16 protein-coding genes and 2 pseudogenes are annotated in these 14,142 nt (G+C 73.1%); 3 read left to right on the top strand and 15 right to left on the bottom strand.

The genetic code is table 11. The features are described from left to right. Positions 1–115: 115 nt before the first annotated feature. The 15 genes and pseudogenes from gvpJ (ACFYPS_RS12245) to ACFYPS_RS12175 all read right to left on the bottom strand — a co-directional run. A pseudogene (gene gvpJ, locus ACFYPS_RS12245) lies at positions 116–268 on the bottom strand (gas vesicle protein GvpJ); the annotation flags it as partial. 49 nt (positions 269–317) lie between these two features. After that, positions 318–650 carry a gas vesicle protein gene (locus tag ACFYPS_RS12240; protein ID WP_354963524.1) on the bottom strand — a complete coding sequence of 111 codons (333 nt, stop codon included), beginning with the start codon at positions 648–650 and terminating at the stop codon, positions 318–320. Continuing rightward, a complete protein-coding gene (locus tag ACFYPS_RS12235; protein ID WP_387324365.1) occupies positions 616–1,698 on the bottom strand; it encodes a GvpL/GvpF family gas vesicle protein in 1,083 nt (360 codons plus the stop codon). The genes ACFYPS_RS12240 and ACFYPS_RS12235 overlap by 35 nt, the downstream gene beginning before the upstream one ends. 136 nt (positions 1,699–1,834) lie before the next feature. Then, a pseudogene (gene gvpJ, locus ACFYPS_RS12230) lies at positions 1,835–2,050 on the bottom strand (gas vesicle protein GvpJ); the annotation flags it as partial. Further along, complete coding sequence (locus ACFYPS_RS12225) at positions 2,047–3,270, bottom strand: SRPBCC family protein (RefSeq protein ID WP_354963521.1); 1,224 nt, start codon at positions 3,268–3,270, stop codon at positions 2,047–2,049. The pseudogene gvpJ (ACFYPS_RS12230) and the gene ACFYPS_RS12225, both read right to left, overlap by 4 nt. 2 nt (positions 3,271–3,272) lie before the next feature. Then, complete coding sequence (locus ACFYPS_RS12220; RefSeq protein WP_354963520.1) at positions 3,273–3,692, bottom strand: hypothetical protein; 420 nt, start codon at positions 3,690–3,692, stop codon at positions 3,273–3,275. Between the two features lie 275 nt (positions 3,693–3,967). Then, positions 3,968–4,477, bottom strand: coding sequence for a GNAT family N-acetyltransferase (locus ACFYPS_RS12215; RefSeq protein ID WP_354963519.1), 510 nt, complete (start codon positions 4,475–4,477; stop codon positions 3,968–3,970). A 140-nt stretch (positions 4,478–4,617) separates the two neighbouring features. Beyond that, a complete protein-coding gene (locus tag ACFYPS_RS12210; RefSeq protein ID WP_354963518.1) occupies positions 4,618–5,424 on the bottom strand; it encodes a hypothetical protein in 807 nt (268 codons plus the stop codon). Positions 5,425–5,475: 51 nt separating this feature from the next. After that, a complete protein-coding gene (locus ACFYPS_RS12205; protein ID WP_354963517.1) occupies positions 5,476–6,075 on the bottom strand; it encodes a DUF3618 domain-containing protein in 600 nt (199 codons plus the stop codon). A gap of 22 nt (positions 6,076–6,097) precedes the next feature. After that, entirely contained in the window at positions 6,098–6,493 is a 396-nt protein-coding gene (locus ACFYPS_RS12200) for a phage holin family protein (RefSeq protein WP_354963516.1), read from the bottom strand. Next, positions 6,490–7,176 (bottom strand): hypothetical protein, encoded by a 687-nt coding sequence (locus ACFYPS_RS12195; RefSeq protein ID WP_354963515.1) that lies wholly within the window; start codon positions 7,174–7,176, stop codon positions 6,490–6,492. The genes ACFYPS_RS12200 and ACFYPS_RS12195 overlap by 4 nt, the downstream gene beginning before the upstream one ends. Before the next feature lie 192 nt (positions 7,177–7,368). Beyond that, positions 7,369–7,773 carry a DUF3263 domain-containing protein gene (locus ACFYPS_RS12190; protein ID WP_354963514.1) on the bottom strand — a complete coding sequence of 135 codons (405 nt, stop codon included), beginning with the start codon at positions 7,771–7,773 and terminating at the stop codon, positions 7,369–7,371. 105 nt (positions 7,774–7,878) lie between these two features. Further along, the gene (locus ACFYPS_RS12185) at positions 7,879–8,895 is read right to left on the bottom strand and encodes an ABC transporter permease subunit (RefSeq protein ID WP_354963513.1); all 1,017 of its coding nucleotides are present in this window, start codon (positions 8,893–8,895) and stop codon (positions 7,879–7,881) included. After that, the gene (locus ACFYPS_RS12180; protein WP_354963512.1) at positions 8,892–9,902 is read right to left on the bottom strand and encodes an ATP-binding cassette domain-containing protein; all 1,011 of its coding nucleotides are present in this window, start codon (positions 9,900–9,902) and stop codon (positions 8,892–8,894) included. Before ACFYPS_RS12180 ends, ACFYPS_RS12185 begins: the two co-directional genes overlap by 4 nt. A gap of 120 nt (positions 9,903–10,022) precedes the next feature. Continuing rightward, positions 10,023–10,808, bottom strand: a complete 786-nt coding sequence (locus ACFYPS_RS12175) for a DeoR/GlpR family DNA-binding transcription regulator (protein ID WP_354963511.1) — start codon at positions 10,806–10,808, stop codon at positions 10,023–10,025. A gap of 198 nt (positions 10,809–11,006) precedes the next feature. On the opposite strand from ACFYPS_RS12175, the gene ACFYPS_RS12170 reads away from it, so the two are divergent. The 3 genes from ACFYPS_RS12170 to nagA are packed head-to-tail and all read left to right on the top strand — an operon-like array spanning position 11,007 to position 14,063. After that, entirely contained in the window at positions 11,007–11,936 is a 930-nt protein-coding gene (locus ACFYPS_RS12170; protein WP_387324358.1) for an SIS domain-containing protein, read from the top strand. 55 nt (positions 11,937–11,991) lie between these two features. Further along, complete coding sequence (locus tag ACFYPS_RS12165) at positions 11,992–12,957, top strand: ROK family protein (RefSeq protein ID WP_387324355.1); 966 nt, start codon at positions 11,992–11,994, stop codon at positions 12,955–12,957. Continuing rightward, entirely contained in the window at positions 12,954–14,063 is a 1,110-nt protein-coding gene (gene nagA, locus ACFYPS_RS12160; RefSeq protein ID WP_387324352.1) for an N-acetylglucosamine-6-phosphate deacetylase, read from the top strand. The genes ACFYPS_RS12165 and nagA overlap by 4 nt, the downstream gene beginning before the upstream one ends. Positions 14,064–14,142: the final 79 nt, after the last annotated feature.

Here is a 14,142-nt window from a genome sequence, read left to right as displayed (position 1 = left end):
GCCGGCGCTCCGCCTCGACCTGCTCCGGGTCACGCGGTCCCGGCTCCACCGGGGGCCGAGCCCGCGAGCTGAGCCACGGATCGTGCTCCCACCAGTCGATGCCGATCTGCCGCGCGGTGTCGACCGACGCGATGACCAGCCGCAGTTTCAGCGTCAGCAGCTCGATGTCGAGCAGGCTGACCCGGATGTCACCGGCGATCACGATGCCCCGGTCGAGGACCCGCTCCAGGATGTCGCCCAGGTTGGCCGGCTCGTGGCCGGCGGGCAGGACCTGGCCGGAGTTCTGCACCACCGACGGCGGCTGCGCAGCGGTCATTTCAGCCCACCTCACCCTTCCCGCGCTGGTAGCGCCGCACCCGTCGGTAGCCGAGCAGCCCACCCTCGATGTCCAGCTCCACCTCGTAGAGGCCGAGCAGATCGACGGAGGCGGGAATCCGATGCGCCTCCACCAGCTCCACTCCGACCAGCCAGCCGTCCTCCGTGGCCTCCAGCGACGTGGTCCCGGACGGCTCCCGGCCGGTCAGCTCGACGAGCTGTCGCAGCCCCGCCCGAGCCGCCTCGGCAGCCGACACCGGCTCCACGTACTCCTCATCGGGATAGTCCTCGGCGGCCGGATCACGCCGTCGAGCCCGGACGTCGTCGTCGGTCATCGCGCGCACCTCCCTCGCGTGCCGGGCCACGCCGGGCCGGGCGCGCCCGCGCTCCGGCCCGACCCGCGCCCCCGGTCAGCCGGTCCAGCACCCGCTGCTCGGCCCGGTCGCGTTCCTCCGCGCTGAGTTCACCGGCGGCAGCCGCCGCGTCCAGTTCCTCCAGCTCGCGCCGGACGTTCACCGGGTTCCGCTGCCGCGACTCGGCCTCCCGGGCGACCACCGCGACCACCGCGGTCAGGCCGCGCACCGGCGCGTACGGCAGGGTCAGCAGCGCCCAGAGCAGGTCCACCGGCCAGCCCGCCAGCTGGTGCGCGCTGACGAAGTCGTACGGGGCGAGCGGGCCCAGCAACCGCAGTCGTAGCAGGCCCCCGCGGTGCTGCGCGTACTCCTCCAGGGCGTCGACCAGAGCGGCCTCCTGGTCGGCGTCGACCAGCAGGGCCAGGTGCGCCGCGTCCAGCTCGTGGCTGGGAGGGCGTGGCTGCGCGGACACGACGTACTCGGCCGTGGCGTCGAGCAGCCGCCGGTTCTCCGCCTCGCGGCGCAGCTCCACCGCCTGGCTGATCAGCTCCCCGAGCCGGATCCGTGGCTCACGGCTGGCCGCCTCGGGCCGGCCGCGTACCTGTTCGGCGAGCCCGGCGGCGGTCGGATTCTCGTCGAGCACCCCGCGCAGCAGCGTCCGCTCATCGAAGCGACCGTGCACGACGTACTGCACCCGGCCCTCGTACTCGGCCAGCGCTGCGGCGAACCGGTCGTGGTGCGGCCGGAGCAGATCGATCACCGCGTCCGGCCCGGTGACCACGGTGCCGAACCGCACCGGCAGCACCGGCGCCACCGCCGCCGTCCCGTCCAGCAGTTCCTGGTACGCACGCAGATCCGCCGACCGGCCCAGCGGCGCCTCCAACGGCACCTCACTGACCAGCGCGCCGAGGTCACCGTGCCGGATCACCGCCACCTCGCCCGGTGGATCGCCTACCCCGGCCGCGTCGGGCGTCGCCTCCACGTCGGCGGGCACCACGCCGTAGATGAACAGTCCCGTCTCGTCCGCCATCTCAGCCCCTCCCGAGGTCCCGCACGTTGCCGGCCACGTCCCCGACCGAGCCGGTGACGTCCCGGACGGCGCCGGTAACGCCGCCGACCAGACCGGCAAGGCCTTCGCCCTCGTCCGGAGCGAGGTCCAGCCGGTCGACCGCCTCGGCGAACCGCAGGTACGTCTCGATGCTCGCCACCACCACCCGGGCGTTGATCTCCACCAGTGGGATGCCGACGACGCCGACGGTCACCTGCGCGTCGATCACCACGCCCTTGTCGAGCACGGTCTCCACCACGTCGGCGAGCCCGCCGCCGGAGCCCACACGCTCCAGGGCCCCGCCGGCACCGCCCTCGTCGGATACGAGCGTCACTCGTCCTCCTCCCGGCGGCGGCGCACCACGGGTCGGCGCGGCGGTTCCGGTCCGCGTCGGACCGGCGGCCGGGGCCGCTGCGGCTCCTCGCGCGGCTGAGCGCGGCGGGCCCGCTCGGGAGCGCGACGACGGGGGGCCGGCGGCGGTTCCTCGTCGGGTTCGTCCGCGTACCCCTCGTCGTAGCCGTCCTCGTACGCCTCGTACTCCTCGTCGTACTCCGGCTCGGCGGGCCGGCGGGGTGGCCGCTGGCGCAGCCGCCCGGCGGGCCGTCGGCGCGGCCGCTCCTCCTCCGCGCTCGGCTCCTCCTCGGCGAACTCGTCGGCCTCGGGACCGGTCGGCGCCCCACCGCCCCCGCCCGGGCCGCGCTGGTCCCGTTCGCGCTCCTCGCGAAGGGCCGTCTCGTTGTCCTTGACCACCTGGGAGTCGCGAATCTCGCCCCGCCAGCCCTCGACCTGGTCCGGGTCGAGCGCCACCTCGGTCATCACGTGCCGGACGAAGTGCTTCAGCTCCAGCCGCACCCGCCGGCCCTGGGCGCGCCACAGGTTGCCGGTGTGCTCGAAGAGGCCCTGCGGGTGGTACTCCAGCACCACCAGGATTCGGGTCAGGTCCGGGGTGATCTCGTGGAAGCTGACGGTGCCGTCGACCGAGCCCTTCTCACCCTTGGACCGCCAGTGGATGAGCTTGTCCGGCACCTGCCGGACGATGGTCGACTCCCAGGTCCGGTGCGACCAGAAGACCTGCGCCTTCCAGGTCAGCTTCTCGTCCGAGTCCGTGTCGACGCTCTCGACCTTCTTCATGAAGCTCGGGAAGTCGCCGAACTGCGTCCACTGGTTGTACGCGGCCCGCACCGGCACGCCCACCTCGATCGTCTCGACGATGTTGGTGACCTTCTTCTTGCCGCCCTTGCCGCCGCCCTTTCCGCCCGCGCGGCCGAGAGCCGACATCACCTTCTCCTTACCGCCGGCCATCCCGGCGTGCACCATCGCCTTCATTGGTGAGCCGCCCTCGGCGAGCTTCTGTGCACCGGTGGCGGCGGCGATCAGGCCCGGTCCGCCGCCCTGGCGCGCGTACTCGCTGAGCCGGCCGGTCGCGCCGGTGATCCGCTCGGTCACCACCGTCATCGCCCGCTCGCCGATCGCCTCGGCCAGGTTCCGCACCTCGTCGGCCAACTGGCCGCGGAGCTTCTCACCGATCCCACCCGGGTAGGTGTTCCCCGCCATGGTCACCGCCCCCGCCGCTGCCCGGCCGCCGCGTCGTCCCGGTCGGTCTGGTTCGCCGTGTCGCGGTCGGTGTCGCGGCCCGTGTCGTTGTCGCCGGCGCCGCTCTGGTCTCCGGAGCGGCGGCGCAGCGCGTCGGCCGAGTCGCGCAGCCGACCGGTGAGCGCGTCGACGCCGCTGCCGGCCGCCGCGGTGGCGGCGGCCCGGCCCGCGTTGACCAGTGGCCCGCCGAGTCGGCTCAGGTTGCTCAGTTGGGGGGACGAGTGCAGCACGTTGGTGCCCCGCTTCAGCAGCCCGGCGGGGTCCCGGCTGGCTCGGCCGGCGGCGACCGCGGCGGCCAGGGTGAGTGCGGTACGCAGCTTGCGGCGACGGCCCAGCAGGTAGCCGAAGCCCACCGCCAGCCCGATTCGTGTTCCGGTCTTCATCAGTTCTCCTTCGCTCCCCGGAGGGTGCGGACGCCTGCCCGGTGGGGGCCGGAGAAGGGCTACCGGGGAATAGCGCGAACCATGCCTTCAATCAGGCGTCCGTATCTGCGGACCCGGCGGGCAGTACCCGACGGCATTCCACCGAAACCGTTCTGGCGATTTCCATCCGCGTCGACGAACACCATCCGGAAACGCGGGATTGGACGCCCCAGAACGGACGTCCAGGTGGTAACCACCAGGGAAAACGACAGAGAAGACGAACCTTAAGAATCGCTTCAGAGTGCTGGCGGCGTCGAATCCAGGCAGATTTCGGCGCGCACCTTGCCACCATCCTCGCGCAATGTGGCGCCGCACTTTTTCAGTACGCCGACCGCGCCGATGTTGTCCGCGGTCGTCTCCGCCACCACGGCCCGCATGCCCGCCCGGGCGGCGGCGTTCAGCAACTCGCGCAGGGCGGTCGCGCCGATCCCCTGCCCGCGAGCCGAACGACCGAGCCACATCCCGGTCTCGACCGTGCCGGGCTCGTCACAACGCGTCATCCGAACCATGCCCGCCACCTCACCGCCGACGAGGATCGCGTACATCTGGGAGCGTGTCGGGCCGTCCAGGCCGCCGAAGCTCGCGCGGTGAAAGTCCCGGAAAGCCTCGCGGCGGGCGAGCGACCAGCCGGCGGGAGCGTCGACCGGAGGCATCACATCACCTGGCTCGGCCTCGGCAGCCGCTACGGAGAGCAATGGCTCCAGGTTCTGCTCATCCACCGGCTCCAACCGGACCGCACCCGCCACGTGCCGCAGTCTGCCGCCCTGATCGGCCGAAGTCCACCCCATTGGGCATCCACTGGCGGTCCGGCTACCGGTACCGACCGGTCGGACCGCCCGAGTGTCCACCTCACGCTCTGTTGCCAACCAGTCGAGTCGCGGGGCCCTCAGGTCGCCGCCCCGAACTCGCAGAACACCACCGAGGCATCGTCGGTGGGCTTGTGCCGGCGCAGCCGGTCGGGGTGGTCGCGCTCGGCCTCCCGGACCCGGTCGAGCAACGCGCCCGGGCCGTCGGCGCTCAGCATGTCCAGCAGCCCCGCCCAGTCGGTCAGCCCGAACTGGTCGACAGCGCTGGACGCGCCGTCACTGAGCAGCGCCGCCCGACGCACCGCCGACGGCCCCCGCTGGGGCACCGTCCCGGTCACCGCGTGGAAGGCCGCGTCCGGGTCGGCCGCCGCCACCCAGTAGCCGTGTGTGCGGTTCATCCGTTCCCGCTGGACGCCCACGGCGTGCCGGAAGCGGGTCACCGGGTCCGCGTCGGCCGGCACGGTGGCGACCGTCCGGCGCAGCTCGGCCACCGCCGCCTCCAGCCGGTCGTCGGTCACCACGCTGACCTGGCCGGTGTCCAGCACCAGCGGGCTGTCGCAGAGCACCAGATGGTCCACCTTGTCACCGCAGTCCCGCAGTAGGCAGACCGTGCTGGACGGGGTACCGGGATGATCAAGGTCGCACTGCCCGCCGTGGTCGGCGCGAACGGCGAGAATGGCCGCCGCCAGGTTGCTGGTCAGCCTCGCCGACGGGCGCGCCGCCTCGGCCATGCCGATCCGGGCGGCCAGGTGCCGGACGTACCACTCCGGCCCGTGCACACAGCCGGTGTCGAAGCCCTCCGGCACGGTGGCGCCGTCCAGCACGCCGACCAGCGGGCCGAACCGGAAGACCAGGTCCTCGTTGACCGGCCGGCCCGGGGCTGGCACGGACGCGGAGCGTACCCGCATCATCGGTGCCAGCCCCGACGCTCGGCCGGGTCAGCGGTGCCGGAGATCATCGGCGGCCGCATACGCCTGCCCCTGCATTTGCCCGGCGGCTGAACGGCCCTGGTCGCGTACCGCGGACACCCCCTGCTCGGCGGTGGACCGCACCGACTGCGCCGCCTGCTGCGCGGGCTCCCGCAGGTTGTCCTGCATATGGTGGCCGATCTGGCTCGCCTGCCCGCGCAACTGGTCGGAGTGCTCGCTCACCATGCCCCGGGCGCGACCGGCCAGTTGCCTTTCCCGCCCACTCGACGGGAGCAGCGAGGCGGCCAGCAACCCGACGCCGAAGGCGACCACGCCGGCGGCCAGCGGGTTGCCCTGCGTCTGCTCCCGGGACTGCTGTCCGAGCGACCGGGTCTCGTCGCGTACCGAGCCGGCGACGTGTGACATCCGCTGGCTGGCCTCCTGCCCCATGTGGCTCGAGCTGCCCATCACCCTCTCCTTCGCTCGGGCGAACGCGCCGCGGGCCTGCCCGACGCGGTCACCGGCGATCCGACGCGGGTTGACCCTGTCGGCCAACGCGTCGACGTCACTGCTCAACTCGTTGCGGGTGGTCTCGATCTCCCGCCGGATCCGATCCGGATCACTGGACATGATCTGTCCCCTCCCGACTCGTTCACCGACCGCGCAGTGCGTCCGGCATCTCCCGGGCGGTCTGCTTCGTTCGCGGCAGCACCGCACGAGCCCGCTGCAGCTGGCTCCGGGCGTTGATGAAAAGGCCACCGGCCACGACCGCCCAGATCACCGCGACGATCAGTGCCGCCCAGCCCTGGTCCATCGTGTTGGACAGCCCCCACCACACCGCGTACGACACGAACAGGACGGCCAGGAACCCGGCCAGCCCCGCCCCGCCGAACATGCCGCCGGCCTTGCCGGCCTGGCTCGCCTCCTCGCGGAGCTCGGCCTTGGCCAGCTCGACCTCCTTGCGCATCAGCGTGGAGAGGTCCCGGGTGACGTCACCCAGCAGGTCGCCGACGGAGGCCTGGGTCCGTTCCTTCTCCGGGGCGCTCACGGTGCCACCCCGCCCGGCAGGTCCCGCTCCGGCCGACCGGCCGGCGACACGTTCTGGGCCCGAGCCGTACCGGTGTACGGCTGTTCGGGCTGGTAGGGCGCGTTGAACCCGCGATCGTAGGGCTCCGGGCCACCCCCGTCCGGGTGCCCGTACCCTGCTGCCGGGCCGCCTGACATCCCTGCGCCGCCAGCGCTGGTCAGGCCACGGGCGAGTCGCCCGACCAGCAGTCCGGCCACCGCCGCGCCGGCCAGGAACATCCCCGGGTTGCGTCGGGCGTACGTGCGGACCTCGTCCAGTACGTCCCCCGGCTCCCGTCCGTCGAGCCAGCCGGCCGCCCGTTGCGCGGCGTCCCCCGCCCGGCGAACCGCCTGGCCGGCCAGCCGGGAGTCACCGTCCTGCTCGGCCATCGAGTTGAGCCCCTGGCCCAGGTCGCGCAGACCGTCGACGGCCCGCTGCTGTTGCGATCTGGCCTGCTCACGCAGCTCGCTGGTGGCCTCTCCGGTCAGGTTCCGGGCCTGCTGGCGCGCTTCCGCGGCCACCTGCCCGCCCTGCTCGGCGGCGGTATGGGCCACCTGTCCACCGGCCTGCGCGGCCTGCTGTCCGACCCGGGACGCCTCCTGCCGAGCCTGCTGCGCGGTGCCGGTCGCACCCTGTGGTGGCCGGCTCGGGTTGGTACCCGTCATAGCCCGCTCCCTCCATCGGCCCGGAGCCGCATGGCAGCGCCCGGGACGCTCCCCGCCTACCCGCCGAATCTGGTGCCATGCTTCCACCGGTCTGGACGGACCGGGCACCGGGGACGCCGTTCCCGGTGCCCGGTCAGCAGACGGCCGGGACCCGGACAATCAGGAGTTGAGGCCGGTGTGCGGGCGGTGGCGTCAGCGGCGGCGATCGCGGGCGCGCGATGAGCGGAGCCGGCGGAGCCGGCCGATCAGCACGGGGTCGGCGGCCAGCGCCGCCGGGTTGTCGAGCAGCCCGTTGAGCAGTTGGTAGTACCGGGTCGAGGAGACCCCGAAGGTGTCCCGGACGGCCTGCTCCTTGGCACCGGCGTGCCGCCACCACTGCTGCTCGAAGGCGAGGATGGCCTGTTCCCGCTGGGTCAGCCCCGCCACCGGCCCGGTCGGTTCGGCATCGTCCCCGGCGGCCTGCGCGGGGTCGGCGGTGCTCTCGACGGGCGGCGCCGGTCGGGGTGTCGGAACGGTCGGCCCACCACCGACCGGTGCCTCACCCGGGCGAGCGTCGGTGGACGGCTCGGGGGAGACCGGGGTGGCGTCGGCGGGCATGGCGTTCAGCCTAGCCAGGGTCGGCCCGGGTCGCAGCAGCCGGCGCGGCCGGCCCCGCACGCCGGGAAACCCGACGGCCGGGCCGGCCGCGCCGCGCCGCGTTGGTCAGGAGATGTCCCGCCGGCGCATCGCCCAGAGCGCCGCGCCGAGGATCACCACCAGCCCGACGGAGAGCAGCACGGAGGACTGCTGCCAGGTGATGTCCAGCGTGTCCGGTTTGCACTCACCGTAGTAGGTGGCGTTGCAGGAGTTCCAGTTCTGGAGGGTGACCTTCTTGGTCATCCACGCCAGCGCGTACGTGGGCAGCAGCCATGCCTCGGCGAACCGCACGCTCGCCATCGACAGCAGGATGCCGAGACCGAACTGGCCGACCACCATCACCGCCACCACACCGCCGAGGGCCATCGCGGTGTGCCGACCCAGCGAGGCCAGCGCGAAGCCGATGGTGGTGACCACCAGCACCAGCACCACGCCGCGCAAACCGGTGAGGGCGAACGACTGCCAGGCCCCGGACGTCATCTTCTCGGTGTTGCCCCGGAAGGTGGCGACCGCCCAGAACCCGGCGAACCAGAGCACCGCCGCGGGCAGCGTCACCGCCAGAATGCCGGTGAGCAGCGCGGCCAGCTTGGTGAGCAGGACGGTGAGCCGCTTCGGCCGCCAGAGCAGCAGGTTCATCATCCCGCCGGTGTTCCACTCGGCGCCGATGAAGGACGCGCCAACCACGAACCCGACCAGGGCGAGGATCGCCGCGAACGGGATCAGCGTCTCGTCGAACGTCTGCCGGAAGTTGAACGTCGAGGGCAGGAACCACTCCGCCTGGATCTGGTCCCGCGACGGAGCCGTGATCACGGAGCAGTCGTCGGGGTAGCGGCCGTCATTCGGCTTGTTCGCCGCCTTGGCCTGCTCGCAGCTGACGCGCTCCTGCTCGCTCCAGCGCAGCTGCTCCTGGTACTGCTGGTCGGCCTGGCGCTCGGCCCGGGCCAGCTGGCCGGCGTCGATCTTCTGGTTGGTGAGGAAGACCCCGACCACCACCGCGGCTAGCACGAGCAGGCCGAGCAGCGACATGTAGCGGGTGAAGCGCCGCTTGGCCAGCCGGCGCAGCTCCGTACGATAGAGGCTCACGCGCCCCACCCTCCTCCGGTGGCGTCGGGCTGCCCCGTCCCACCGACCTTCATGGACTCGTCGACCTGCCGGTGCTGGCCGGGTACCGGTGCGGTGGCGGTCAGTTCGAGGAAGACGCTCTCCAGGTCGACGGCGACCGGGGCCAGCTCGCTGACGTAGAGGTCGTGCTCGGCGAGCAGCCGGGTCACCGTGGCCGGCTTGTCGACGCCAGCCAGCATCAGGTGGTCCGGGTGGCCGGTGACCCGCATCCCGGCCCGGGTGAGCGCGTCGGTGGCCGCGGGCAGGTCGCTGACCGCCTCCAGCCGGACCCGGACCGCGCCGGACGAGTGCTGGGCCAGCACCTCGTCGACCGGGCCGAAGGCGACCCGCCGGCCCAGCGAGATGATGGTGACCGAGTCACAGATCAGCTGGATCTCGCCGAGGATGTGGCTGGACAGCACCACGGTCATCCCGGATTCGGCGAGCGTCCGCATCAGCGTGCGCATCTCTCGGATGCCGCCCGGGTCAAGGCCGTTGGCCGGCTCGTCGAGGATGAGCAGCTTCGGGTTCTTCAGCAGCGCGGAGGCGACGGCCAGCCGCTGCTTCATGCCCAGCGAGTACGTCTTGACCCGCTCGCCGGCCCGGTCGCGCAGCCCGACGAGCTCCAGCACCTCGTCGACCCGGGTGGCCGGCACCTCACCCGCCCCGGCCAGCAGGGACAGCGTGTCCCGGGCCGAGAAGTGCGGGAAGAACTGCGGGCTCTCCACGATCGCGCCGACCTGGCCGGCGACGCTGGCCAGCGCACCGGGCACCTCGTGCCCGAGCAGTGCCATCCGGCCGCCATCGGGCCGGATCAGGCCGAGCAGCGTACGCAGTGTGGTGGTCTTCCCGGAGCCGTTGGGGCCCAGGAAGCCGTGCACCTGCCCGGCGTCGACCCGCATGTCGAAGCCGTCGAGCGCGTTGCGGGTGCCGCGTCGACGACTCTTGTACGTCTTACGTAGACCTTCGATCTCCAGGACAGCTGGCAAGCTGCACCTCCCCCGATGGTGGGCGTGACAGCCGACACCATACGCGGTATGCAGACGCGCGCAATACGCGGTATGCATCGACGCGCCGGTAGACGCGTTTCATCGACGGAAAGTGACAGGTCAGGCGCAGACGACCTGCACGCCGGCAGCACGGAAGGCCTCCACGACCTCCGGGGCGGCGCCCGCGTCGGTCACCAGCGTCTCCACCCGGTCGACCGGGCAGATCCGGGCGAAGGCGTGACCCCCCAACTTGGACGAGTCCGCGATGATCACCACTCGCTTGGCGCGGGCCACCATGAGGTTGTTCATCGCCGCCTCCCCCTCGTGGTGGGCGGCGGCGCCGAGCTGCGGGTCGATCGCGTCCACGCCGAGCAGCGCGACATCCAGGGTGACCTCACGCAGCAGCGCCCCGCCCAGCGGGCCGACCAGCTCGAACGACTTCGGGCGCACCACCCCGCCGGCCACCACGACCTTCATCCGGGATCGGACCAGCAGCTCGTTGGCGATGTTCAGCGCGTTGGTGACCACGGTGAGCTGGGCACCCTCGGCGCTGGTGTTCAGGTCTGGCCGGACGGCCAGCGCCCGGGCCACCTCGGTGCTGGTGGTGCCGCCGTTCAGGCCGACCACCGTGCCGGGCGTGACGAGCGCCGCGGCGGCGGCGCCGATCCGCTGCTTCTCCGCCGAGTGCTTGGCCGTCTTGTAGCGCAGCGGCAGGTCGTAGGAGACCCCGTTGGCGACGGCGCCACCCCGGGTCCTGGTGATCATCTGCTGCTGGGCGAGCTGGTCGAAGTCGCGCCGAATGGTGGCCTGGGAGACGTCCAGCCGCTCGGCGGCCGCCTCGACGCTGACCCGGCCGTTGTCGGTCAGCATCTCGAGCAGGGCGTTCCATCTGGCGTACCGGTCCACCGCGGGGGCCCTCCCAGTGACTGCACGAACGGTGATTGATTGCGTGCACACTAGTGCGCGAAACTAGGTGGCGCAAAAGACCGGCCTGCGCGATCGGCCGGTCGGTTGCCACGACCACCCGGGTTCGCGCAGAATGACGCGCGAAATACGGGTGTAACGAGCCGTATTGCGCATCGGCCGGCCCTGCGAGGAGTTCCCATGGCTTACGTGGACGCGGAGATCGCGAGTCAACCCGACTGCTGGCGGGAGGCGGCCGATCTGGCCGGCGTCGTACGCGGTGACCTGCCGCGCCCCGGTGAGCGGGTCGCCGTCGTCGGTTGCGGAACGTCGTGGTTCATGGCGATGGCGTACGCGGCCCGCCGCGAGCAGGCCGGCCAGGGCGAGACCGACGCGTTCCAGGCGTCCGAGTTCCCCACCGGCCGCCACTACGACCGGCTGATCGCCATCACCCGCTCCGGCACCACCACCGAGGTGCTGGACCTGCTCATCGCACTACGCGGGCGGGTGCCCAGCACCGTCATCGTCGGCGATCCGGCGTCCCCGGCGGTCGACCTGGCCACCGCCGCGGTGACCATGCCCTTCGCCGACGAGCGGTCGGTGGTGCAGACCCGCTTCGCGACCACCGCGCTCGCCCTGCTCCGGGCCCACCTCGGCGACCCGGTGACCGCGCTCGCCGCCGACGCCGAGGTGGCGGTGCGCGCCCCGCTGCCGATCGACCCGACAACCATCGGGCAGGTCACCTTCCTCGGTCGGGGGTGGACGGTCGGGCTGGCCAAGGAAGCCGCGCTGAAGTGCCGCGAGGCGGCCACCTTCTGGGCCGAGGCGTACCCGGCGATGGACTACCGGCACGGGCCCATCTCGATCGCCGCGCCCGGCCGGCTGGTCTGGGCGTTCGGCGAGCTGCCCGACGGGCTGCCCGAGGATGTCGCCGCCACCGGCGCGGCCTTCGTGCACAGCCGTACCCACGGCTGCCGCACGGTGCTGGGCAGTTGGGCCGCCGGTCGTACCCCGGTCGATCCGATGGCCGACCTGATCCTGGCCCAGCGCTTCGCGGTCGCGCTCGCCACCAGCCGGGGCCTCGACCCGGACGCACCCCGACACCTGACCCGGTCGGTGGTGCTGGCGTGAGCGCGAGGAGTGAGCCGGGGTTGCGAGCCCCGCAGTCGCGAACCGAGATGGCGCCGTGAGCGACGCCGTGCCCGCCGACCCGGTGGTCGTCGCGCTGGACGTCGGCGGCACCGGCATGAAGTGCGCCCTGGTCCGGCCGGACGGCGTCGCGGTACGCACCGAACGGCACCCCACCAACGCCGCACGCGGCCCGGCCGCCGTGGTCGGCACCATCCTGGACGTCGCCGAAGGGCTGGCCGACAAGGCCCGCGCCGACGGGCTCACCCCGGTCGCGCTCGGCATCGCCGTGCCCGGAGTGGTGGACGAGGCGGGCGGTGTCGCGGTCTGGTCGGCGAACGTGGGCTTCCGGGACGTACCGCTGCGGGACCTGGCGGTGGCGCGGCTCGGCCTGCCCACGGCGCTCGGCCACGACGTGCGGGTCGGCGGTCTCGCCGAGGCCCGACTCGGTGCCGGGCGCGGCACCGGGCACGTTCTCTTCGTGGCGATCGGCACCGGCATCGCCGCCGCGCACGTGGTCGACGGCACGGCCGCCGTCGGCGCACACGGCGCCGCCGGGGAGATCGGCCACATCCTGGTCCGTCCCGACGGGCCGCGCTGCGGCTGCGGCCGGCCCGGCTGCCTGGAGGCGGTCGCCTCGGCCGCCGCGATCGGCCGCCGCTATGCCGAGCTGGCCGGCGAGTCGCCCGACGGGCCGGTGACGGCGGCCGAGGTGGCCGAGAGGGCCGCGGCCGGCGAGCCACTGGCCGGCCGGGTCTGGCAGGAGGCGGTCGAGGCGCTCGCCGACGGCCTGGCCTCCGGACAGGCGCTGTTCGACGTGGCGACCATCGTGCTCGGCGGCGGCCTGGCCCAGGCCGGGGACCGGCTGCTCGTCCCCCTGCGGGCGGCGCTGCACGAGCGGATGACCTTCCACCGGGAGCCGCGGCTGGTCGCGGCGGCCCTCGGCGACGAGGCCGGCTGCCTCGGCGCCGCCCTGCTCGCCCTGGACGCCGCGCGCGTCCGTGACCATCAGGAGAAGCGATGACCGTACGGGTGAACGGCCGAGTGGTGACCCCGAACGGTGTCATCCGGCAGGGCTGCGTCGAGTGGGCCGGTGACCGGATCACCGCGGTGGCGGAGTATCCGTCGGTCCGCGACGGGCACTGGATCCTGCCCGGCTTCGTCGACATGCACACGCACGGCGGTGGTGGGCACACCTTCACCACCGGGGACGCCGACCAGGCCCGGGCTGCTGCCGGCTTCCACCTGGCGCACGGCACCACCACCCTGCTGGCCAGCCTGGTCAGCGCTCCCTTCCCGCTGATGCGTGCCGCCACCGAGGCGTTCGCCCCGCTGGTCGACGAGGGCGTGCTGGCGGGCATCCACTTCGAGGGGCCCTACCTCTCCGCCGCCCGCTGCGGTGCGCAGAACCCGGAGTACCTGCGCGACCCGTCCACCGACGAGCTGGCCGAGCTGATCGAGCTGGGTGCGGGCGCGATCCGGATGGTCACCCTCGCCCCGGAGCGCGACGGCGCGCTGGAGGCGATCAAGCTGCTCACCGCCCAGCGGGTGGTGGCCGCGGTCGGCCACACCGACGCCACGTACGACCAGACCCGCGCCGCGGTCGCCGCGGGAGCGAGCGTCGGCACCCACCTGTTCAACGGCATGCGGCCGGTGCACCACCGCGAGCCGGGTCCGGTGGTGGCCCTGCTCGACGCGCCCACCGTGGTCTGTGAGCTGGTCGCCGACGGGGTGCACCTGCACGACGGCACGCTGACCTTCGCCACCTCGACCGCGGGCCCGGACCGGGCTGCCCTGATCACCGACGCGATGGCCGCCGCCGGGATGGCCGACGGTGAGTACGAGCTGGGCGGCCAGGCCGTCACGGTGGCCGACGGGGTGGCCCGGCTGGCCCGCGACGGCACGATCGCCGGCAGCACCCTGACCATGGACGCCGCACTGCGGCACGCCGTGGACGCCGGCATCCCGATCGCGGACGCGGCCCGGATGGTGGCCACCACCCCGGCCCGCGCCATCGGCCTGGGTGACCGGGTCGGCGCCCTTCAGGTCGGCCTCCGCGCCGACCTGGTGGTGCTGGACGAGGACCTGAACGTGGTCCGGGTGCTGCGCGGCGGCTCCTGGGTGGAGTGACGCCCGCTGCTCCGCGGGCGTAGGTGCGGCCGGTCGGGGGCGATCCGGGGCGAGGTCGTCAGCGACCGCCACTTAAGGG

The sequence above is a fragment of the Micromonospora sp. NPDC005087 genome (genome assembly GCF_042872965.1).
In the GTDB taxonomy this organism is placed as follows: Bacteria; Actinomycetota; Actinomycetes; order Mycobacteriales; family Micromonosporaceae; genus Micromonospora.
The sequence above is the reverse complement of the archived record's forward strand: the minus strand, read 5'-3'. Positions and strand labels throughout refer to the sequence as shown.

Excerpts from the sequence above, each read along its gene's own strand:
- ACFYPS_RS12240 (WP_354963524.1), bottom strand. The coding sequence starts at position 650 with ATGACCGACGACGACGTCCGGGCTCGACGGCGTGATCCGGCCGCCGAG.
- ACFYPS_RS12235 (WP_387324365.1), bottom strand. The coding sequence starts at position 1,698 with ATGGCGGACGAGACGGGACTGTTCATCTACGGCGTGGTGCCCGCCGAC.
- ACFYPS_RS12225 (WP_354963521.1), bottom strand. The coding sequence starts at position 3,270 with ATGGCGGGGAACACCTACCCGGGTGGGATCGGTGAGAAGCTCCGCGGC.
- ACFYPS_RS12220 (WP_354963520.1), bottom strand. The coding sequence starts at position 3,692 with ATGAAGACCGGAACACGAATCGGGCTGGCGGTGGGCTTCGGCTACCTG.
- ACFYPS_RS12205 (WP_354963517.1), bottom strand. The coding sequence starts at position 6,075 with ATGTCCAGTGATCCGGATCGGATCCGGCGGGAGATCGAGACCACCCGC.
- ACFYPS_RS12195 (WP_354963515.1), bottom strand. The coding sequence starts at position 7,176 with ATGACGGGTACCAACCCGAGCCGGCCACCACAGGGTGCGACCGGCACC.
- ACFYPS_RS12190 (WP_354963514.1), bottom strand. The coding sequence starts at position 7,773 with ATGCCCGCCGACGCCACCCCGGTCTCCCCCGAGCCGTCCACCGACGCT.
- ACFYPS_RS12170 (WP_387324358.1), top strand. The coding sequence starts at position 11,007 with ATGGCTTACGTGGACGCGGAGATCGCGAGTCAACCCGACTGCTGGCGG.
- nagA (WP_387324352.1), top strand. The coding sequence starts at position 12,954 with ATGACCGTACGGGTGAACGGCCGAGTGGTGACCCCGAACGGTGTCATC.